This is a genomic window from Crossiella cryophila (assembly GCF_014204915.1).
Taxonomy (GTDB): domain Bacteria; phylum Actinomycetota; class Actinomycetes; order Mycobacteriales; family Pseudonocardiaceae; genus Crossiella; species Crossiella cryophila.
Map to the genome: position 1 here is coordinate 4,042,761 of NZ_JACHMH010000001.1, position 19,542 is coordinate 4,062,302.

At 70.6% G+C, this 19,542-nt stretch carries 21 protein-coding genes; 10 read left to right on the plus strand and 11 right to left on the minus strand.

Features of this window, described 5'->3' with window-relative positions:
* Nucleotide 1 precedes the first annotated feature (1 nt).
* From HNR67_RS18050 to HNR67_RS18065, 4 genes are read left to right on the plus strand one after another with little or no spacing between them, the layout of a single operon-like run.
* The gene (locus HNR67_RS18050; RefSeq protein WP_185003422.1) at nt 2-1,084 is read left to right on the plus strand and encodes an ABC transporter ATP-binding protein; all 1,083 of its coding nucleotides are present in this window, start codon (nt 2-4) and stop codon (nt 1,082-1,084) included.
* Nucleotides 1,081-2,022 carry an acetylxylan esterase gene (locus HNR67_RS18055; protein WP_185003423.1) on the plus strand — a complete coding sequence of 314 codons (942 nt, stop codon included), beginning with the start codon at nt 1,081-1,083 and terminating at the stop codon, nt 2,020-2,022. The genes HNR67_RS18050 and HNR67_RS18055 overlap by 4 nt, the downstream gene beginning before the upstream one ends.
* Nucleotides 2,019-2,792, plus strand: a complete 774-nt coding sequence (locus tag HNR67_RS18060; protein WP_185003424.1) for an acetylxylan esterase — start codon at nt 2,019-2,021, stop codon at nt 2,790-2,792. The genes HNR67_RS18055 and HNR67_RS18060 overlap by 4 nt, the downstream gene beginning before the upstream one ends.
* A complete protein-coding gene (locus HNR67_RS18065; RefSeq protein ID WP_185003425.1) occupies nt 2,789-3,844 on the plus strand; it encodes a hypothetical protein in 1,056 nt (351 codons plus the stop codon). The genes HNR67_RS18060 and HNR67_RS18065 overlap by 4 nt, the downstream gene beginning before the upstream one ends.
* On the opposite strand, the gene HNR67_RS18070 is transcribed toward HNR67_RS18065, so the two are convergent.
* Nucleotides 3,831-4,664 (minus strand): LLM class F420-dependent oxidoreductase, encoded by an 834-nt coding sequence (locus HNR67_RS18070; protein WP_185003426.1) that lies wholly within the window; start codon nt 4,662-4,664, stop codon nt 3,831-3,833. The genes HNR67_RS18065 and HNR67_RS18070 overlap by 14 nt on opposite strands.
* A gap of 60 nt (nt 4,665-4,724) precedes the next feature.
* Between HNR67_RS18070 and HNR67_RS18075 the strand changes: the two genes are divergently transcribed.
* The gene (locus HNR67_RS18075) at nt 4,725-5,624 is read left to right on the plus strand and encodes a LysR family transcriptional regulator (protein ID WP_185003427.1); all 900 of its coding nucleotides are present in this window, start codon (nt 4,725-4,727) and stop codon (nt 5,622-5,624) included.
* Nucleotides 5,625-5,652: 28 nt separating this feature from the next.
* Here the strand turns inward: HNR67_RS18075 and HNR67_RS18080 are convergent, their stop codons facing one another.
* Nucleotides 5,653-6,396: a 3-oxoacyl-ACP reductase family protein gene (locus HNR67_RS18080; protein WP_185003428.1), complete on the minus strand. Its 744-nt coding sequence runs from the start codon at nt 6,394-6,396 to the stop codon at nt 5,653-5,655.
* Nucleotides 6,397-6,509: 113 nt separating this feature from the next.
* On the opposite strand from HNR67_RS18080, the gene HNR67_RS18085 reads away from it, so the two are divergent.
* Nucleotides 6,510-7,109, plus strand: coding sequence for a TetR/AcrR family transcriptional regulator (locus HNR67_RS18085; RefSeq protein ID WP_185003429.1), 600 nt, complete (start codon nt 6,510-6,512; stop codon nt 7,107-7,109).
* On the opposite strand, the gene HNR67_RS18090 is transcribed toward HNR67_RS18085, so the two are convergent.
* Nucleotides 7,106-7,582 carry a DUF2000 domain-containing protein gene (locus HNR67_RS18090; RefSeq protein WP_185003430.1) on the minus strand — a complete coding sequence of 159 codons (477 nt, stop codon included), beginning with the start codon at nt 7,580-7,582 and terminating at the stop codon, nt 7,106-7,108. The two genes, HNR67_RS18085 and HNR67_RS18090, sit on opposite strands and share 4 nt — an antisense overlap.
* 71 nt (nt 7,583-7,653) lie before the next feature.
* Between HNR67_RS18090 and HNR67_RS18095 the strand changes: the two genes are divergently transcribed.
* Nucleotides 7,654-8,115 (plus strand): Lrp/AsnC family transcriptional regulator, encoded by a 462-nt coding sequence (locus tag HNR67_RS18095; protein ID WP_185003431.1) that lies wholly within the window; start codon nt 7,654-7,656, stop codon nt 8,113-8,115.
* 289 nt (nt 8,116-8,404) lie between these two features.
* Here HNR67_RS18095 and HNR67_RS18100 read toward each other — a convergent pair whose 3' ends face one another.
* The 3 genes from HNR67_RS18100 to HNR67_RS18110 form a co-directional block, all read right to left on the minus strand.
* On the minus strand, nt 8,405-8,848 hold the full coding sequence (locus HNR67_RS18100) for a VOC family protein (protein ID WP_185003432.1): 444 nt from the start codon (nt 8,846-8,848) through the stop codon (nt 8,405-8,407).
* Nucleotides 8,849-8,922: 74 nt separating this feature from the next.
* Nucleotides 8,923-11,004, minus strand: a complete 2,082-nt coding sequence (locus HNR67_RS18105) for an MGH1-like glycoside hydrolase domain-containing protein (protein ID WP_185003433.1) — start codon at nt 11,002-11,004, stop codon at nt 8,923-8,925.
* 11 nt (nt 11,005-11,015) lie between these two features.
* Nucleotides 11,016-12,191, minus strand: coding sequence for an MFS transporter (locus tag HNR67_RS18110; RefSeq protein WP_185003434.1), 1,176 nt, complete (start codon nt 12,189-12,191; stop codon nt 11,016-11,018).
* 54 nt (nt 12,192-12,245) lie between these two features.
* On the opposite strand from HNR67_RS18110, the gene HNR67_RS18115 reads away from it, so the two are divergent.
* The gene (locus HNR67_RS18115) at nt 12,246-12,980 is read left to right on the plus strand and encodes an AraC family transcriptional regulator (RefSeq protein ID WP_185003435.1); all 735 of its coding nucleotides are present in this window, start codon (nt 12,246-12,248) and stop codon (nt 12,978-12,980) included.
* Between the two features lie 188 nt (nt 12,981-13,168).
* On the opposite strand, the gene HNR67_RS18120 is transcribed toward HNR67_RS18115, so the two are convergent.
* The 4 genes from HNR67_RS18120 to HNR67_RS18135 are packed head-to-tail and all read right to left on the minus strand — an operon-like array spanning nt 13,169 to nt 16,506.
* Nucleotides 13,169-14,215 carry an NAD(P)H-dependent flavin oxidoreductase gene (locus tag HNR67_RS18120; RefSeq protein ID WP_185003436.1) on the minus strand — a complete coding sequence of 349 codons (1,047 nt, stop codon included), beginning with the start codon at nt 14,213-14,215 and terminating at the stop codon, nt 13,169-13,171.
* Entirely contained in the window at nt 14,215-14,937 is a 723-nt protein-coding gene (locus tag HNR67_RS18125) for a CoA-transferase subunit beta (RefSeq protein WP_185003437.1), read from the minus strand. Before HNR67_RS18125 ends, HNR67_RS18120 begins: the two co-directional genes overlap by 1 nt.
* Nucleotide 14,938: 1 nt before the next feature.
* On the minus strand, nt 14,939-15,748 hold the full coding sequence (locus tag HNR67_RS18130; RefSeq protein ID WP_185003438.1) for a CoA transferase subunit A: 810 nt from the start codon (nt 15,746-15,748) through the stop codon (nt 14,939-14,941).
* A 14-nt stretch (nt 15,749-15,762) separates the two neighbouring features.
* Nucleotides 15,763-16,506, minus strand: coding sequence for an enoyl-CoA hydratase family protein (locus HNR67_RS18135; protein ID WP_185003439.1), 744 nt, complete (start codon nt 16,504-16,506; stop codon nt 15,763-15,765).
* A gap of 79 nt (nt 16,507-16,585) precedes the next feature.
* Between HNR67_RS18135 and HNR67_RS18140 the strand changes: the two genes are divergently transcribed.
* Complete coding sequence (locus tag HNR67_RS18140) at nt 16,586-17,362, plus strand: SDR family oxidoreductase (RefSeq protein ID WP_185003440.1); 777 nt, start codon at nt 16,586-16,588, stop codon at nt 17,360-17,362.
* On the plus strand, nt 17,359-18,267 hold the full coding sequence (locus HNR67_RS18145; RefSeq protein ID WP_185003441.1) for an SDR family oxidoreductase: 909 nt from the start codon (nt 17,359-17,361) through the stop codon (nt 18,265-18,267). The genes HNR67_RS18140 and HNR67_RS18145 overlap by 4 nt, the downstream gene beginning before the upstream one ends.
* Before the next feature lie 133 nt (nt 18,268-18,400).
* Here the strand turns inward: HNR67_RS18145 and HNR67_RS18150 are convergent, their stop codons facing one another.
* Nucleotides 18,401-19,531, minus strand: a complete 1,131-nt coding sequence (locus HNR67_RS18150; RefSeq protein ID WP_185003442.1) for a steroid 3-ketoacyl-CoA thiolase — start codon at nt 19,529-19,531, stop codon at nt 18,401-18,403.
* Between the last annotated feature and the right edge of the window lie 11 nt (nt 19,532-19,542).

Genomic DNA, 19,542 nt, shown 5'->3' on the forward strand with positions numbered 1-19,542 from the left:
GATGGCCGAGGTACGCCTGGAGCGGGTGCGCAAGGAGTTCGGCCGGGCCACCGCGGTCGAGGACCTCACCCTCACCGTGCGGGACCGGGAGTTCCTGACCCTGGTCGGCCCGTCCGGCTGCGGCAAGTCCACCACCCTGCGGATGATCTGCGGCCTGGAACGGCCCAGCAGTGGGGAAATATTCTTCGATGAGCAATCGGTGGGTTATCTGCCCGCGAACAAACGCGATGTGGCCATGGTGTTCCAGAGCTACGCGCTCTATCCACATCGGACGGTCGAGCAGAACATCGGCTTCGCGCTGAAGATGATGCGGGTGCCCAAACCGGAGATCGCGGCCAAGGTGCGCACCGCCGCCGAGGCCCTGGGCATCACCGACCTGCTCGACCGCAAACCCCGCGAACTCTCCGGCGGCCAGCGCCAGCGGGTCGCCCTTGGCCGGGCCATCGTCCGGGACGCCGGCGCCTACCTCCTGGACGAGCCACTGTCCAATCTGGACGCCCAGCTGCGGGTGCACATGCGCGCGGAGATCAAACGCCTGCACGCCGACCTGTCCCGCACCTTCATCTACGTCACGCACGACCAGGTCGAGGCGATGACCATGTCCGACCGGATCGCGGTGATGTCGGACGGGAAACTTCAGCAGTGCGCGCCGCCCGAGGAGATCTACCAGCGTCCGGCCAACCGGTTCGTGGCCGCGTTCATGGGCAGCCCGCCGATGAACCTGCTGCCAGGGGAGATCCGCGACGAGGACGGGGTGCGCCGGTTCCGCGGCGGGGGAGTGGTGCTCGACCTGCCCCCGCCAGTCGCCGATGTGCTCACCGGTGCGGTGGAACTGGGCATCCGGCCCGAGCACGTGCGGATCGCCGATATGCCCCGGCCCGGCTACCTGCCGGGCCGGGTGTTCGTGGCCGAGCTGCTCGGCTCCGACGTACTGGTCACCGTCGACGTCGGCGCCGCCCTGGTCAAGGCCAGGGTGCCGTCCCCGTTCCTGCTCGGCCAGGACAGCTTCGTCCACATCGGACTCGACCCGGCCCAGATCCACCTGTTCGCGGCCGCGGACGGCCGCGCGCTGAGGAGAGGATGACCGTGACCGCCACCCGCGACCCCGCCACCGCGGTGATCACCGTGCCCCGCCCGCCGGACTTCGACGAGTTCTGGGCGCGGACCCTGGACGGCCTGCCCGAACCCGACGCCGCCCTGGCCTACCTGCCCACGCTGTCCACCGACGCGGTGGCCGTGTTCGACCTGCGCTACACCAGCTACCAGGACGTGGAGATCGCCGCCTGGTACGCCGTGCCGCGCGGCGACGGCCGCGCCTTCCCCGGCCTGGTCACGATTCCCGGCTACATCAGCGAACCGAGCGTGCCCCGGTACTGGGCCGAACTGGGCTACGCCACCCTCTCGGTGGCCCCACGCGGGAAACTCCGCTCCAACGCGGTGTTCAACCCCGGCTACCCCGGCCTGCTCACGCACAACATCGTCGACCACCACACCTACGGCTACCGCGGCTTCTACGCCGACGTGATCCGCGCCCTGGACGTGCTCGCCGCCCGTCCCGAGGTCGACGCGCAACGGATCGGCGTGCAGGGCTCCAGCCAGGGCGGCGGACTCGGCATCGTCAGCGCCGCCCTGCGCCCCGACCTGGTCCGCTGCTTCGCCGCGGGCGCGCCCTACCTGTGCGGCATCTGGGCGTCCACCCGGCTCACCCATTCCTATCCGTACGAGGAGATCACCGAGTACCTCCGGGTGCACCCGGAGCAGGCCGAGGAGATCCAACGGTCGCTGGCCTACTACGACGGGATGAACTTCGCACCACTGGTACGGGCACCGTCCTATGTGTACATCGGCCTCGAAGACGACGTGTGTCCGCCGGAGACCGGGTTCGCCGTGTTCGGTGAACTCGGCGGGGACAAGGTCCTGGACACCTACGCCGGCTGCGCGCACCACGCCGGCCTGCCCTGGGTGCAACCCAAGATCGAGGCGTTCCTGGCCGGACACCTGACCCCGGAGGCCGTGCGATGAGCGAGTTCGACCGGTACTGGCGGGCCGTGGACGAGGAACTGGCCGCGGTCCCGGCCGGACCGGTGCTCACCCAGGTCCCTGCCCGATCCACAGTGGACTTCACCGCCTACGACGTGCACCTCACCAGCATCGGCCCCTACCGCATCTTCGGCTTCCTCAGCATCCCCACCGGCGACGGGCCGTTCCCCGCGGTGCTGGAGACCCCGCGCTACGGCAGCGTCAACCAGCCCCCGCACTACCGGGACCGGCTGCGCTACCTCACCTTCACCGTCATGCATCGCGGCCAGCGCCTCGCCGACGTGCCCTTCCAGGCCGGATATCCCGGACTGGCCACCCTCGGCATCGAGGACCCACTGTCCTATGTGTACCGAGGAATAGTCGCCGATTGCCTGCGCGGCGCGGAGTTCCTGCGCTCCCGCCAGGAGATCGACCCGGCCAGGACCGCGGTCACCGGCGACGACCTGGCCCTGCTCACCGCCGCCCGCAGGCCCGGCTTCGCCGCGATGCGCAGTTCCGGGCCGCCGGAGGTCGAGGAGGAGATCGCCGATCGCCTGCGCGCCTACCCGGAGCACACCGACCGCATCCAGCACACCAGATCCCTGTTCGACCCGGACCGGCACGCCGAGTCGATCACCGCCGCCACCCTGCGCGTGGGGCGGGACCTGGAGCTGACCCACCGGGACGCCGAGGACGACGCGGTCCTGGACACCTGGCTGGCCGGGCAGCTCGGCGTGGCCCCGATGAGCAAGTTCGGCCTGGTGCCGCGATGACCTACCGCGACCTGGGCATCCGGCCGGTGATCAACGCGGACTCCACCCTGACCAGGCTCGGCGGCTCGGTGCTCGCACCCCCGGTGGCCGCGGCGATGGTCGCGGCCGGGCGCGAGTTCGTGGACCTGGCCGAACTGCACCGCGCGGTCGGTGACCGGCTGGCCGAGCTGACCGGCAACGAGGCCGGGTACGTGACCTGCGGCGCCTGGGCGGGCACCGTGCACGCGGTGGCCGCCTGCCTGGTCGGCGCCGACCCGGAGCTGGCGGCGCGGCTGCCGGACACCCGGGGCCTGCCCAGGGACGAGGTGGTGGTCTTCGCCGCGCAGCGCAAGGGATATGAGGAAGCGGCGCGGCTCACCGGGGCGCGGCTGAGCGCCCGGATCGGGCCGCGCACCGCGGCGGTGCTGTGGTACGCGGGCCCCCGATTCGCCGAGGGCGCGCCGGAGCTGGCCGAGGTGGTGGCGACCGGGGTGCCGGTGATCGTGGACGCGGCCGCGCAGATCCCGCCGATCGCCACCCTGTGGCGGCACACGGTGGAACTCGGTGCGGCGGCCGTGGTCGTCAGCGGTGGCAAGGGATTGCGCGGACCGCAGGCATCGGGGCTGGTGCTGGGCAGGCGATCGGTGATCGAGGGCTGCCGGGTCAACGGGTCGCCCAACCACGGGGTCGGGCGTGGCATGAAGGTGGGCAAGGAGGAACTGCTCGGCCTGCTCGCCGCGGTGGAGTGGAACCTGGCCCAGGACGAGACCGCGGTGCTGGCCGGGTACGAGTCGGTGGTGGACCGGTGGCTGGCCGGACTGGCCGCGGTGCCAGGGATGCGGCTGGAACGCGGCTATCCCAGCGAGGCCGGGCAGCCGCACTCCCGGGCGATCGTCCACATCGGACCGGACCGGGATCGGGTGGTGGCCGCCTTGCTGGCCGGGGAACCCCGGGTCGCGGTGGGCGTGCTCGGTGCGGCGGCCATCGCGTTGAACCCGCAGACCGTGGCCGCCGAGGAGGTCGAACCGGTGCTGACCGCGGTGCTGCGGGCCTTGCTGGCTAGCCGAGCTTGACGAAGTTCTCCATCTCCAGCGCGATCTCATCCGGGCCGGTGTCGTAGGTGGGGAACAGCACCAGCTCGTCCACGCCGAGTTCGCGGTAGGTGTCCGCGTCGGCCCGGGTCGGCGGGGTGGGGGCCTGCACCAGGTGGATGCGCAGGCGGCCCAGGTGTTCCGGGCGGTCCACCTGGTCGGCGGCCTTGCGCAGCCCGGCCAGACTGCGGCGCAGGTCCTCGGCGTTGGCGGCGATCCCGTACCAGCCGTGGCCGCGGGAGACCGCGCGCCGGTAGGCCGCCTGGCTGTGGCCGCCGACCACGATCCGCTGGTCGGCCGGTTTCGGGTGCGCGTCCACGTTGGCGAACCGGGTGAATTTCCCGTCGAAGGACGGCGCTTCCTGCCGCCACAACGCGTTCATCGCGTCCAGGTACTCATCGGTGCGGGCGCCGCGTTCGGCCATCGGCACACCCACCGCGGTCAGCTCCGGCTCCAGGTAGCCCGCGCCGACGCCCAGGGTGAACCGGCCGCGGCTGAGGTGGTCCAGACTGGCCACCTGCTTGGCCAGCACCAGGGGATTGCGTTGCGGCAGAATGATGATCGCGGTGCCCAGCTCCAGGCGCTCGGTGACCGCGGCGACGAAACTCAGGTGCACCAACGGGTCCAGGATCGGTTCCAGGGGGTTCATCGGGGTGTCCGCGGGCGCCGGGCTGGGCAGCACCACGTGCTCGCTGGCCCACCAGCCACGCATGCCCAGGTCCTCGGCCAGCCGGGCCAGCCGGGTGGTCTGCCCGGGGTCCACCGTGTGTCGCAGGTTCAGCCCCTGCACGCTCAGCTCCATGCCGCCATCGTCTGCTCGATTCGCCCCCGCGTCCAAGACCTGTTGTTATAGCCTGTTGCTATGGAGCCTCACCTGCGGGATCTGCGCTACTTCGTGGCGGTGGCCGAGGAGCTGAGCTTCACCAGGGCGGCCAGTGAACGGCTGTTCATCGCCCAGCCCACGCTGAGCCGCCAGATCCGGCAGCTGGAGACGCAGCTGCGGACCGAGCTGTTCGACCGGGACCGGCGCACGGTGGCGCTCACCCCCGCGGGGGCCGCGCTGCTGCCGCTGGCCAGGGAGTTGCTGGAGCGCTGGGAGCAGGCGCGGCGACTGGTCGGCGAGGCGGCGTCCTGCTGTGCCACGGTGCTCACCGTGGGGTTCCAGACCCGGATCGGGCGTGGGTTGATCCCCGCGGTCACCGCCCGGCTGGGGGCGGTGCTGCCGCAGTGGCGGCTGAGTTTCCGGCAGGTGAGCTGGACCGACCCGGCCGCCGGGCTGCTCGACGGGCAGACGGACGTGGCCATCAGCTGGTTGCCGGTGCCGGAGCACGCCGGGCTGTCCTGGAAGGTGGTGAGCACGGAACCGCTGTGGGCCGCGTTGCCGGTGGGGCATCGACTGTCTACTTCGGACACCGTGTCGTTCGCGGAGCTGGCCGGGGAGCCGTTTGTCGCGCTGCCCGTGAATGCCGGGTTGCAGCGGGATTTCTGGCTGGCCAACGAGTACCGGGATACGCCGGCGCGGATCGGGGTGGAGGCGGCGACCGCGGAGGAGAGTTTCGAGGCGGTGGCGGCTGGGCTTGGGGTGAGCCTGCTCGCGGCGGGGAATGTCGAGCTGTACCAACGGCCTGATGTGGTGTGCCGCCCGGTCACCGGGTTGCCGCCCGCCGAGTTGGCGGTGATCTGGCGGAGCGAGGACGAGCGGGAGGCGATCCGGGTGTTCGCCGAGTCGTGTGTGCGGTGTTTGTGCGACCGCGCTGCCTGAGCGGGCACCCGGATCGGGTCCGGTTCGCTCAGGCGCCGTAGCCGCCGTCGATGTCCAGGCTGGTGCCGGTGATGAAGCTGGACTCCGGGCCCGCCAGGTAGGCGACGAAGCTCGCCACTTCTTCGACGGAACCGTAGCGCGGCAACGCCATGAACCCGCGCATCGTGTCCGCGATCGGGCCGTCGGCCGGGTTGAGTTCGGTGTCCACCGGGCCGGGCTGCACGTTGGTCACGGTGATTCCGCGCGGGCCGAGATCGCGGGCCAGTCCCTTGGTGAGACCGTCGAGGGCGGCCTTGGTCGCGGCGTAGATCGCGCCGCCGGGCACCGGGATGCGGTCGCCGTTGATGCTGCCGATGGTGATGATCCTCCCGCCCTCGCGCAGGTGCGGCTCGGCTGCCTTGACCGCGACGAAGACCGCGCGCACGTTGACCGCGAAGGTCTGGTCGAAGTCGGCCAGACTGGCCTGGTCGATGGTGGCCCAGCGGCCGCCGCCGGCGTTGTTGACCAGGATGTCCAGGCCACCGAACTCGGTCACGGTCTGCGCTACCGAGGCGATCACCTCGGCTTCCGAGGCGGAGTCGGCCTTGATGGCCACCGCCCGGCCGCCTGCCTCGGTGATGGTTCGGACCACCTCGGCGGCGCGGTCCGGTGAGTTGGCGTAGGTCAGGGCGACCGCGGCACCCTCTCTGGCCAGCCGGATCGCCACCCCGGCGCCGATTCCGCGTGATCCACCCGTCACCAGTGCGACCCGACCGGCGAGCTGCTGTGCCATGATCTGCTCCTCCACGATTTTTTATCGGTCAGTACAGATTTACGGCTGGCGGGAGCCGGTTGTCAAGGCTATTTTGTACCGAGTGGTATCCGTTATGGTGGCGGAGGTGTGGGATGCCTGCTGGTCGGCCGCGGGAGTTCGACGTGGAGGCGGGGCTGGACGCGGCGCTGCGGGTGTTCTGGCGGCAGGGGTACGCGGGCGCCGCGCTGACCGACCTGACCGAGGCGGTCGGGATCAACCGGCCCAGCCTGTACGCGGCCTATGGCAACAAGGCTGAGTTGTTCCGGCGGGCGCTGGAGCACTACTCCGTGCACTACGCCACGCACATGAGCGAGGCTTTGGCGCAGTCCACCGCGCGGGAAGTGGTGGAGGTGTTCCTGCGGGGGGCGGTGCGGGTGACCACGGCCAAGGGGTGTCCGCGCGGATGCCTTGGGGTGCAAGGGGCTTTGGTGGCCGGGCCGGAGAATGAGGAGATCCGGGAGGCGCTGGCCGGGTGGCGGCGGGATGGGGAAGTCGCGTTGCGGGAACGGTTCCGGCGGGCGCGGCGGGCAGGGGAGTTGCCGTCCACTGTGGAGCCGGGGGATCTGGCCCGGTACGTGGGGGCGGTGGCGTTCGGGGTGTCGGTGCAGGCGGCGGGTGGGGCGTCCCGGGCGCAGCTGGAGCGGGTGGTGGAGCTGACGCTGCGCGCCTGGGACGGCATGGTCAGCGGCTAGCGGAGCAGGGAGAGTCCGCCGACGAGCTTGTCGACGCGGTTGCGGGGACCGACGATGGCGAGCGCGCGGTAGCGGATGTCCTCGGCGTCGGTGGTGGCGAGGGTGTCCTGGTACTCGTCGTAGACGCGGCCGTTCTGGGCGAGTTCGGACATGTCGGCGATGAGGATGTCCGGGCGGTCCAGGGCCTTGGCGCGGATGCGGGCCAGCGCGGTGGCGTCCGCGGCCAGAATCGGGCAGCCCAGCCAGGGCAGACCGGGGTGGATGGTGCCGGAACCGTCCTTGGCGTCGGGGCCGAGCACGTTGGGCAGGGCCCGGCCGATCACGGCGCCCAGGCAGGCGGTGGCGTTGGCGATCAGGCCGGCGGGCAGCTCGGCGTCGACGACCATGACCCACTTGATCCGGGTCTGGCGGGTGGACTGGTCGGTGCGCAGTTCTTCGGCGACCAGCTCAACTGGCGTGGTAAATGCGGACATGGCTCCGGATGCTAGGCGGTTCGGCGGTATGATCGCGATACAATCGAACTTAATTCGGAGAGACCTCGAAAATGGACAAGCTTGACGAACTTGATCAGGCGTTGCTGCGGGAACTGCAGCGGGATGGTCGGCGCACGAACCGGGAGCTGGCCGCGGCCACCGGGGTCTCGCCGTCCACCTCGCTGGAGCGGGTGCGGGGGTTGCGGGAGCGGGGGGTGATCAGCGGGTTCCGGGCCGAGGTGGATCTGGATCGGATCGGGCGGCCGGTGCAGGCGTTGATCGCGGTACGGCTGCGGCCGCCGTCCCGGCCTCGGATCGAGGCGTTCCGGGAGTGGGTCACGGGGTTGCCGGAGACGGTGGGGGTGTTTGTGGTGACCGGCGGGGAGGACTTTCTGATTCATGTTGCTGTGCCGGACAACCACAGTTTGTACGCGTTTGTGATTGACCGGCTGACCGAGCGGGCTGAGGTGGCGGATGTGCGGACGAGCGTGGTGTACGAGCACATTCGCAGCGCGGTAGTGGAGCCCGGCTAGCTTCAAGACCAAGTGCTACCGGCGCCCTCGCCGAACGGGCAGAAATCAAAGAATCAGGAACCGCCCGGCTGGGGTTTGAAAAGCCACCCCAGCCGCCCGTGTTCGGACTCCGCCAACACCCCGTCCCAAAACGGCCAACACCCCGTACCAGAACGGCCAACACGCGGGCTGGGGTTCCAACCTCCCGGCGTGTTGGCCGTTGTCGTACGGTGTGTTGGCCGAACTGGACGGTGTGTTGGCCGTTGTTGTACGGCACGTTGGCTGTTGTTGTACGCGGCCCGGCCGGTGGTCAGTTGATGTCGAACTCGTTGCCTTCGGGGTCCTGCATGGCGACCGCGTAGTGGTCGATTCCGTCCTGGTGCAGCACGTTGGTGATGGTGGCGCCCAGGTCGACCAGGCGGTTGGCTTCGGTGTTCACGCGGGTCTTGCGGGTCTCGATGGGGTCTGTTCGGGGGCCGCTGGCGTGGATGTCGATGTGTAGGCGGTTCTTGACGGACTTCGGGTCCTGGACGAGTTGGAACCAGATGGCTGGGCCGTGGCCCTGGGGGTCGCTGATTCGGTCCGCGGCGCCGGTCAGTGCTTCTTCGGGCAGGCCCAGGTCGCGGTAGTAGTCGTCCCAGGTGGTGAAGCCCGCTGGGGGTGGCGCTGGTTCGTAGCCCAGGGCGGCGGCCCAGAAGTGGGCCTGGCGGTTGGGGTCGGCGCAGTCGATCACCAACTGGTAGCGGACGGACATCAAGATCCCTTCCCAGCACCCTGGACGGTGTGTTGGCCGTTGTTGTACAGCATGTTGGCCGTTGTGGGACGGGGCTAGGGGGTTCGCCAGGATTGGAAGGCGGTCAGGCCGAAGGTGGTGCCTGGTTTGGGTTTGGCGAGGACGCGTAGGGCTGTGGTTTCCAGGGTGGGGAAGGTTATCCGGGTCAGGTCGTTGCCTTTGGGGGTGGGGTGGGATTGGGGTTGGCCGGGGACTTCGGTCCAGGTGCCGTTGGGGAGTTTGTGTTGCAGGGAGAAGGTTTGTGGGGGTTGGACGCCGCCCTTGTCGTCGTAGAAGTAGAGGCGGATGTCGTTGACAGGGGTTGGGCGGCCGAAGTCGATGGCCAGCCAGTCCTCGTGGTTGGGCGAGCGGTAGGTGGTCCAGCGGGTGTTGGGGATGTCCAGGAAGTGGTTTTGGCCGTCGGTGGCCTTGCTGGGGGCGTCGCCGGGGTTGGCGTAGGAGGCGGTGGCTTGGGGGAAGCCCTGGGCTGAGGGGTTGGCCGCGTCGTCGATCTGGTGGGGGAGGGGGCGGTGGGGGGCGTCCGGGACTGGGACGCGCAGGGGGCCTGGGGTGGGGCGGGTGGCTACCTGTTTGCCGTCCAGGTAGACGCGGAAGCCTTTGCCCTGGTTGTACTTTGTGCCGTCCTGGTCCCAGAGAACGGTGAGGTTGCGGCCGTGGTAGGGGAGGTTCTCCAGGGCGAAGTGGGTCCAGGTGGTGGGGGTCAGGGGGTGGATCAGGACTGTGGCGTCTGGTTGGGGGCGGATGCCCAGCAGGCCGGAGAGGACCAGGTCTGTGTAGGTGGAGTGGTTGTAGTCCTGGCTGTGGCCTGGGGTGTCGTACATCCATTGTGGACGGTCTGGGTGGTGGGCCTCGGCCACGTGGGGGCGGCCGTTCTTGTACTGGGTCTGGGCGTAGCGGCGGAGTGCGGTGTAGTAGGTGTTCTTGTCCACATAGGACTGGGGTGGGTAGTCGATGAGTTGGTTGGCCAGGGCCGTCAGGGTTTGGCTGGTGGCGTAGGGCCAGCTGGGGCCGTCCCAGCGGCAGCAGCCCTTTTCCGCTTCGTGCATGAACCAGGGGCTGCGGCGTTCCACCGTGGGTGGGCCGTAGGGGGCGTCGAAGCCTTGCGGGTCGGTGAGTTGGGACCAGGCCGCGGCGTTGGTGGCGGGGGCGGTGTGGAAGGCCCAGGGGACGAAGCCGATTTGCTCGCGGTCGACGATTTTGGCGTGGGTGGGGTTGTTGTCGCGCATCACGTGTTTGTAGAAGGTGGATTGGGGGTCCCAGAGCCACTTCTGTTGGGCTTCGGAGAGGTCTTTTGCCCGTTGGGTGAAGTAGGCGGCTGCGGTGTGGTCGCCGGTGCGGCGGGACAGGGTGGCGATGGCTCGTGCGTCGGCGATCTGGTAGGTGTTCAGGGTGGGGCGGTAGCCATCGCCGCCGTGGTACGGGTCGGGGCTTTGGTAGGAGCTGGCGGTGTACTCCATGGCGTCCCACACCGGGGTTTGCCAGTACAGGCCGGTGGTGGTGTCGAGTTGGGGAGACCAACGGTCCCAGTGCCTGCGCAACTCGGGGAGCAGGTTGGTGGCGAAGCGCCAGTCGCCGGTGATCTTGGCTCTGGCCACGGTCGCGTCGGCCAGCCAACTGGAGTACTGGTGCGCCCAGTCGGTGGTGTTCTTGTTCAGGAACTCGGTGGCGGGCTTGGGGCCCGCGCCGTTGCCGCGCAACCAGTAGCGCAGGTAGTCGTCCAGGTAGCGGGTGTCGCGCAGCCAGCGGCCCTCGTACACGTGGTGGCCCGCGGCGGCCACGATGCCGCCGCTGGGGGCGGAATAGCCGACCGGGCCGAGGAACTCGCTGACGATCCACCCCTCGCGCGGGCCGGTGTACTTCAGCGCCTCCTGGTAGACCTTCCAGCGGTAGTAGTAGATCTCCTGCACCTGGGCATCCGGCAGGTCCACGAACGGGATGTTCGCCTTGAACCAGCCCGGTTCCGGCAGGTCGCCGAGCAGGCGGTCCTGGTCCAGGAAACGCGTGCCCGCCCCGACCGCCGGGTAGGGACCGGCGTTCGGGGCGGCGTGGCCGGGCAGTGGGGTGAGGCCGAGGGCGGTGCACAGCGTCAGGAACAGCGCGGCTATCCGGCGTGGCATGGCATCGAGTGTTACCGGGAACCGGTGCGGGCTGGGTCGTTGTGGCCGACAACGGTCAGCTCCGGCTCGGGCAGCCGCCGCCCCAGCAGCCAGGCCGCGGCGGGCAGGATCGCCAGGCAGGCCAGGGTGAGTTGCAGCGAGGTGGCGTCGGCGAGCAGGCCCAGCAGTGGCGCGAACACGCCGCCCGCGCTGACCGCCAGGCCCAGGGTGACGCCGCTGGCGGTGCCGATCCGGTTCGGCAGGTAGTCCTGGCCCAGCGTGACGTGCAGGGAGAACGGCACCGAGAAGGCGATGGCGGTGGCCGCGATGAACAGGTACAGCGCCGGACCCGGCACCAGCGCCAGGCCGAGCAGGGCGGGAACCGCTGCCGCGTAGGAGATCCACAGCACCCGGACCCGGCCCCAGCGGCGGGCCAGCCTGCCGCCGAGCATGGTGCCCACCGCGCCCGCGGCGTAGAGCACGAACAACGCGGCCGCACTCGCCGTGGCACTGGCGTGCACCCGCTGCTGGACGAACAGGCCGAGGAAGGTGCTCAGGCCGATGTAGCCGATCGAGCGGACCACGATCACCGCGGACAGGGTGCGGAAGGCAGGCCAGTTGTCCTTGCCGGGCTTGGACTTGCGTGCGCCGGGGGCAGGGGAGTGCTTGCCCAGCAGGGGGAGGGTGGCGAACAGGCCGATTGTGGTGAGGATCAGGAGGAGCGGGGCCGCTTGCAGGCCGCCGAGGGCGAGTACCGGCGCGGCGAGTACGGGGGCCAGGGCGAAGCCGATGTTGCCGCCGACGGAGAAGGTGCTCATGCCGACCGGGTCGCCGCCGGTGACCGCGCGGGCCAGCCGGGCCGCTTCCGGGTGGTAGGCGGCCACGCCAAGGCCGCTGAGCGCGACCGCGGCGAAGGTCAGCGGGTAGCTCTCCACCAGGCCGGCCAGTGCGATGCCCAGCCCGGCCAGTACCAGGCCGATCGGGGCCAGCCAGGGCAGCGGGCGGCGGTCGGTCCACAGGCCGAACAGCGGTTGCGCCACCGAGGACAGCAGGCTGGCGGCCAGTGCCAGGCCGGACACCGCGACGTAGCCGTAACCGCGCTCGGCCACCAGGAACGGCACCAGCACCGGCACCGCGCCCTGGAACAGGTCGACACTGCCGTGCCCGACCGCCAGCAGCAGCGTGGGCACTCGTCGTGAGGTCTGCATGGGTTCCAGGCTGCTCCTGGGCTGGACGGCGTGCTTCCGGTAAACTGCCAGACAATGTCGAAATCCCGCCACATGCCGGTGGCGCCCACCACACACAAGGAACTGGCCGCTGGGTCGGGCATCGACGCGCACCGGCACGACGACAACCAGATCCTCTACGCCGCCACCGGGGTGCTCGCGGTGCGCACGGACGCGGGCCGCTGGCTGGCCCCGGCGACCAAGGCGCTGTGGGTGCCCGCCGGGGTGACCCACGAGCACCGGGCCTACGGGCGGATCGAACTGCACCTGATCGGCCTGCCGCTCACCCAGAACCCGCTCGGTCTGGACCACCCGGCGGTGCTCGCGGTCGGGCCGCTGCTGCGTGAGCTGATCATCGGCTACACCGCCTACGGCGACCGGGACACCCCGGAGCGGCGGCGGCTGCTGACCGTGCTGCTGGACCAGTTGCGGCAGTCCCCACAGGAGCCGATCCGGCTGCCCGCGGCCCGGGATCCGCGGCTGGCCGCGGTGTGCGCGCGGCTGGACGCGGATCCGGCGGACGGGCGCACGCTGGGCGAGTTCGGGGTGGAGTTCGGCGCGAGCGAACGCACGCTGTCCCGGCTGTGCCGGGCCGAGCTGGGCATGTCGTTCCCGCAGTGGCGGACCCAGCTGCGGTTGCAGCACGCGTTGATCCTGCTGGCCGAGGACCTGCCGGTGACCACGGTGGCGCACCGCTGCGGCTGGGCCACGCCGAGTGCGTTCATCGACGTCTTCCGCCGCGCCTTCGGCCGCACCCCGGGCCGGGTCTAGGCATGTGGCCAGCGGCCCGGTCCGTATCCCGCCCGCGTGTTGGCCGTTGTCGTACACAGTCTTGGCCGAACTGGTACACCCATCCGGCCAACACACCGTCCATAACGGCCAACACACCGTCCAGTTCGGCCAACACACCGTACGAGAACGGCCAACACGGTGGCGGGTGGGTGCTTCTGGCCGCTTGGTCAGCCGGGGTTGTTGCGACGTAACACCTCTTCGGCTTCGGCGACCAGGCGTTCGATGAGTTGTGCGCAGGTGGGCAGGTCGTCGAGCAGGCCGACCACCTGGCCGGAGGCGAGCACCCCGGCGGCGGGGTCGCCCTGGACGAGACCGGCGCGTAGGAGCATGGGGGTGTTGGCGGCCATGATGGTCTGTGCCCAGCTCAGTTTCTTGTTGTGGCGCAGGGCGAAACCCTCGCGGATCAGGGTGGTCCATGGCTGGCCGGTCAGGCGGCGGAAGCGGCGGGCGTTGGCCAGGGCGCGGAGCAGACCGCGCAGGTTTCCGTTGTGCTCCAGGCGGTCCACCAATTCGGTGCGCAGCACGCGGTGCGGCAGGCCGTCTACCTTGTGCGTCACCACCGTGCCGTTGAGGTCGTGCGCCAGGTAGCGCTGCTTGACCGCGTCCGGGACCGGGCTTTCCCGGGTGAGCAGGAAGCGGGTGCCCATGGCGATCCCGGCCGCGCCGTAGCAGAGCGCGGCGGCCAGGCCGCGGCCGTCGAAGAAGCCGCCCGCGGCGATCACCGGCAGGTCCACCGCGTCCACCACCGCGGGCAGCAGCAGGGTGGTGGCGATGCCGCCGGTGTGCCCGCCGCCCTCGTTGCCCTGCACCAGCACCGCGTCCGCGCCCCAGTCCGCGACCTTGCGGGCGTGCCGGGCCGCGCCCACCGACGGGATCACCACGATCCCGGCCGCCTTGAGCCTGGTGATCAGTTCGGGTTTGGGGGCCAGGGCGAAGGAAGCGACCCGGACCTGTTCGCGGATCAGCAGATCCACCCGCTCGGCCGCGTCGTGCGCGTCGGCGCGCAGGTTGACACCGAACGGGTTTGTGGTGCGGGAGCGGGTTTCCCGGATCGCGTGCTCAAGCTCGGCGAAGGTCATGGTGGCCGAGGCGAGGATGCCCAGGCCGCCCGCGTTGGCGGTGGCCGAGACCAGCCGCGGACCGGCCACCCAGCCCATCCCGGTCTGCACCACCGGATGTCGCACGCCGACCAGGCGGGTGAGCGCGGTGTCCATCACGGCACCTCGCGGTCACGCCGGGCCTGCGGATCCAGTTGCCGGATCAGCGCCAGCTCCCGCTCACCCGGTTGCCGGGTCTCGGTGTGACCGTTGGTGTGCAACGGGAATCCGGTCTGAGCCAGGACCTCCTCGACGGTGACGCCGGGGTGCACCGAGCGCAGTCGCAGGGTGCCGTCCGGGCCGGTGAGGTCGAGCACCGCCAGGTTGGTGACCACCCGGTGCAGGTCGTGGAAGCGGCCGGGATCGCGGTCGGTGCCCACCCCGGAGACCAGGTCCACGGCCGGGACGAACACGCGTTTGCTGTGCCGCGGCACCCAGTAGCTGGTGCGGTGGTTGACCGTGTTGCCGGGGGCGCCGCGCACGCCGAGCAGCTGGCGGACGGGTTGCTCGTGCGGGCCGATGCAGGAGATGTTCTGGTTGCCGTGCCGGTCGATCTGGTTCGCGCCCATGATCACGTGCCGGCGGCCGTGCGCGACCACGTCGAAGACCTGGCGGTAGGGCAGCCAGCCCTCGGCGGGCGCGGACTCGCCGAGGGCGGGCGTCCCGGCGAGCAGGGTGGCCTCGCCGTCACTGAGCAACAGGTCCGGGGCGGTGGTCAGCCGGGCCAGCCGGGCGCCCAGGGTGGGGATCAGACCCATCGGGCTGGCCAGGATCTCGCCGTCGTTGCCGAACAGGTCGGCGCAGGCGGCCACGCACACCTCGGCCCTGGTCGCGGTCATCTCAGTCCTCCCGCAGGTAGCTGTCCACAAAGGACTCCCAGGACTGCTCGCGCGCCGCGTTGGCGTAGGCGCGCTGACGGTTCTCGTCCCGGTCGTAGTCGGGCACGCAGCTGGTGAACCCCGCGCCGCCGGGCGCCTCGACCACTCCGTCCACCATCATCCGGTTGAGCAGCAAGCCCTGTGGCGGTCCGGCCGCGACAAGGTCAGCGGTGTCCACGACCCGTTCGCAGGAGACGTAGCGGCGGGCGGCGGCCAGGCAGAACAGGTCGTCGAAGTAGGGGTCAGGGCCGAGGTAGCGGGCGTTGCCGTGCGGGTCGGCCAGGTTGAGGTGCACCAGCGCGACGTCCAGGGGCAGCGCGGGCATGGCGACCAGTTCCTCCCCGGTGTACGGGCAGGCGACCAGGCGCAGTTCGGGGTTGACCCGCAGCACGTCGGAGGCCAGCCCGGCCCGGATCGGCAGGAACGGCAGCCGGTGCCCGGCCGCGCGCAACCCGGTCTGCAGCATGCCTTCGTCCACTTCGGACACTTCAAGCCCGCCGCGTTGGCGCACCTGCTGGAACCACGGGTCGTACGGGATGGTGTCCAGCGAGACGAACCCGTACACCGCCTTGCGCACCTTGCCCGCCGCGCACAGCATGCCCAGGTCCGGGCCGCCGTAGGACACCACGGTCAGGTCCCGCAACGGGGATCGCAGGATCGCCTCGACCAGCGCCATCGGCTTGCGCCGCGACCCCCAGCCGCCGATCCCGATCGTCATCCCGTCGGCCAGCTCGGCGACCACGTCCCGTGCGGTCATCCGCTTGTCCCGCATGGTGATCCTCCCGTTCAACCGCGGTCAAGGAAAGCCTGCCGGGCCTCATCGGCCGCCCCGGTCAGGTTCAGCTCGAAGGTGAACCCCTGCTCGTAGCGGTAACTCCGGTGCACCGGCTGCGGATCGATGCCGTTGATCGCCTCCTTGGCCCGCCGGATCACCCGCGGATCCTTGGCCGCGATCTCCCGCGCCACCACCAGGGCCGCCTCGTCCAGTTCGGCCCTCGGCACCACCCGGTACACCGACCCGTGGTGCAGCAACGCCCGCGCGTCGATCCGCGAGGCGGTGAAGTACAAGGCCCGCATCAGGTGCTGCGGCACCAGCCGCGCCAGGTGCGTCGCGGCCCCCAGCGCCCCGCGATCCACCTCCGGCAACCCGAAACTCGCGTCCTCGGCCGCCACCACGATGTCCGCGTTGCCCACCAGGCCGATCCCACCGCCCAGGCAGAACCCCTGCACCGCCACCACCACCGGCACCGGACAGTCGTAGACCGCGCCGAAGGCCGCCGCGCACCCCCGGTTCACCCCGATGATCGCCGCCCGGTCCGGATCGGCCTGGAGTTCCTTGAGATCCACGCCCGCGCAGAACCCGCGCCCCTCCGCGCGCAGCACCAGCACGTGCGTTGCCGGGTCCCGGCCCGCCTCGGTGATGGTGTCGGCCAGGTCGTGCCAAGCCTGCGCGGGCAACGCGTTGACCGGCGGAAAGTCCAGTGTCACAACGGATATCGAGGTCTCGGCCGCGTTCCGGGTGATGCCCATGGCGCCTTCTTCCAAACCTAGCGATTGCTTGGTACGTTAACAGCAAGCCCGGCGCCCGGCCTAGCCCCGGAGGTGTGCGGTGGACTTGTCCCTGGACGGTCAAGTAGTCCTGATCACCGGTGGTGTTCGTGGCGTGGGCGCGGGTATCACCCGGGCCTTCCTCGCCGCCGGCGCCACCGTGCTCACCTGCGCGCGCAGGCCACCCGATCAGCCGATCGAGGAAGCCGGTCGCGCACCCGAGTACCTACCCTGTGACGTCCGCGACCCAGCCCAGGTGGACACCCTGGTCGACACCATCACCCGCACCCACGGCTGCCTCGACGTCCTGGTCAACAACGCCGGCGGCGCGCCGTTCGCGATGGCAGGAGAGGCCTCGCCCCGGTTCCACGCCAAGGTGGTCGAACTGAACCTGCTGGCCCCGCTGCTCGTATCCCAGGCCGCCAACCGGGTGATGCAGCAACAGGACAGCGGGGGAGTGATCGTGATGATCAGCAGTGTCAGCGGCAGACGTCCGAGCCCCGGCACCGCCGCCTATGGCGCGGCCAAGGCCGGGCTCGACAACCTCACCGCCACCCTGGCCGTGGAATGGGCGCCCAAGGTCCGGGTGAACGCCCTGGCCGTTGGCATGGTGCGCACCGAGCTGTCCCACCTGCACTACGGCGACGAGGCCGGCATCGCCGCGGTGGGCCGGACGGTTCCGCTCGGCAGGCTCGCCGACCCGGCGGAAATCGGTTCCTGCGCGGTGTTCCTGGCCTCCCCACTGGCCTCCTACGTCAGCGGCGCTACGCTCCCGGTGCACGGCGGAGGTGAGTCACCGGCCTTCCTGTCGGCAAGCACCTCCCGGGAGGCCCCATGACCCCGCTGTGCCACAACCGCGTCGTCATCATCACCGGCGCGGGCCGCGGCCTGGGGCGCGCGCACGCACTCGCCTTCGCCGAGGCAGGCGCCAGGGTGGTGGTCAACGACGCCGGGGTCTCGCTCAACGGACTGGGCGCCGACACCAGCCCGGCCCAGTCCGTGGTCAACGAGATCCTCGCCCTCGGCGGGCAGGCGGTGGCCAACACCGAGGACATCGCCGACTGGCAGGGCGCGCTGCGACTGGTCCGATCGGCGGTGGAATCCTTCGGTCAGTTGGACGTGCTGGTGAACAACGCGGGCTTCCTGCGTGACCGGATGCTGGTCAACATGGAGGAACACGAGTGGGACGCGGTGATCCGGGTCCACCTCAAGGGCCACATGGCCCCACTGCGGCACGCGGCGGCCTACTGGCGCTCCGAACACCGGGCGGGCAGGCCCATCCAGGCCAGGGTGATCAACACCAGCTCCGGGGCGGGGTTACTGGGCAGCGTCGGCCAGGGCAACTATTCCGCGGCGAAGGCCGGGATCGCCGGGCTGACCACGGTCGCGGCGGCCGAACTCGCCCGGTACGGGGTCACGGTGAACGCGATCGCCCCGGCCGCCCGGACCCGGATGACCGAGCTGGCCTTCGCCGAAACCATGGCCGCGCCAACGGAAACCGAGTTCGACGCGATGGCGCCGGAGAACGTCTCACCGCTGGTGGTGTGGTTGGGAAGCGAGCAGTCCGGCGACGTGACGGGCCGGATGTTCGAGGTCGAGGGCGGGCGGATCAGCATCGCGGACGGCTGGCGGCACGGCCCGTTCATCGACCGCGAATCCCGCTGGCCCCTCGGCGAGGTCGGCGACGCGGTCAAACGCCTCCTGGCCGCCACCCCACCACCAACCCCGGCCTACGGCACCTAGTGTTGGCCGTTCTCGTACGGTGTGTTGGCCGAACTGGACGGTGTGTTGGCTGTTGTGGGCGGTGTGTTGGCGGAGTGGGTGTACCAGTTCGGCCAAGACTGTGTACGAGAACGGCCAACACGCCGGTGGGTCCTTACCCGATCCGTTCCAGGATCGTGCCGGTGGCCATCGCGCCGCCGGCGCACATGGTGATCAACGCGGTGGTGGCGTCGCGGCGCTCCAGCTCGTGTAGCGCCGTGGTCAGGAGCCGGGCGCCGGTGCTGCCCACCGGATGGCCCAGCGCGATCGCGCCGCCGTTGACGTTCAGCCGGTCCTCGGCCGCCCCGTACACGCTCAGCCAGGACAACGGCACCGCCGCGAAAGCCTCGTTCACCTCCACCAGGTCCACATCCGCCAGCCGCATCCCGGCCCGGGTCAACAACCGTTCGGTGGCCTGCACTGGGCCGTCCAGGTGGTAGTAGGTCTCCGCGCCGATCAGGCACTGGGCGCGGATCCGGGCGCGGGGCCGGATGCCGAGTTCGGCCGCCCGCCCCGAATCCATGATGAGCACGGCCGCCGCCCCGTCCGAGATCTGTGAGGCCGTGGCCGCTGTGTGCAACCCGCCGTCCAGCACCGGTTTCAGTCCGGCCAGGGCCTCCGCGCTGCTCTCCCGCAGGCCCTGATCCCGGTGCACCGGCTCGGCCAGCTCCACCGGCACCAGCTCCCGGTCGAACCGTCCACCAGCCCAGGCCTGCTGGGCCAGCAACTGCGATCGCACGCCGAACTCGTCCAGGGCCCGCCGGGTCAGCCCGCGGCGCACCGCGATCCGTTCGGCCGCCTCGAACTGGTTCGGCAGGTCGAGGTCCCAGGACTCCGGCCTCGGCATCCCGGTGGGTCCGTTCATGTTGCTGCGCAACGGGATCCGGCTCATCGCCTCCACCCCGCAGGCGATCCCCGTCTGGATCGCGCCCGCCGCGATCTGCGCCGCCACCAGGTGGGCCGCGTGCTGGGCCGAGCCGCACTGGGCATCCAGGGTGAAGCAGCCGGTGGTCTCCGGCAGTCCCGCGTGCAGCCACGCGTTGCGCGCGATGTTGCCGGCCTGTTCGCCCGCCTGCGTCACGCACCCGGCCGCTACCTGCTCCACCTCGGCCGCGGGTACCGCCACCCGGTTCAACAACCCGCGCAACGCCACACCCAGCAACTCCGCCGCGTGCACCCCGGACAACCAGCCGCCGCGCCGCCCGATCGGGGTGCGCACCGCGCCGACGATGACCGGGTCGCCCATGGGAACTCCTC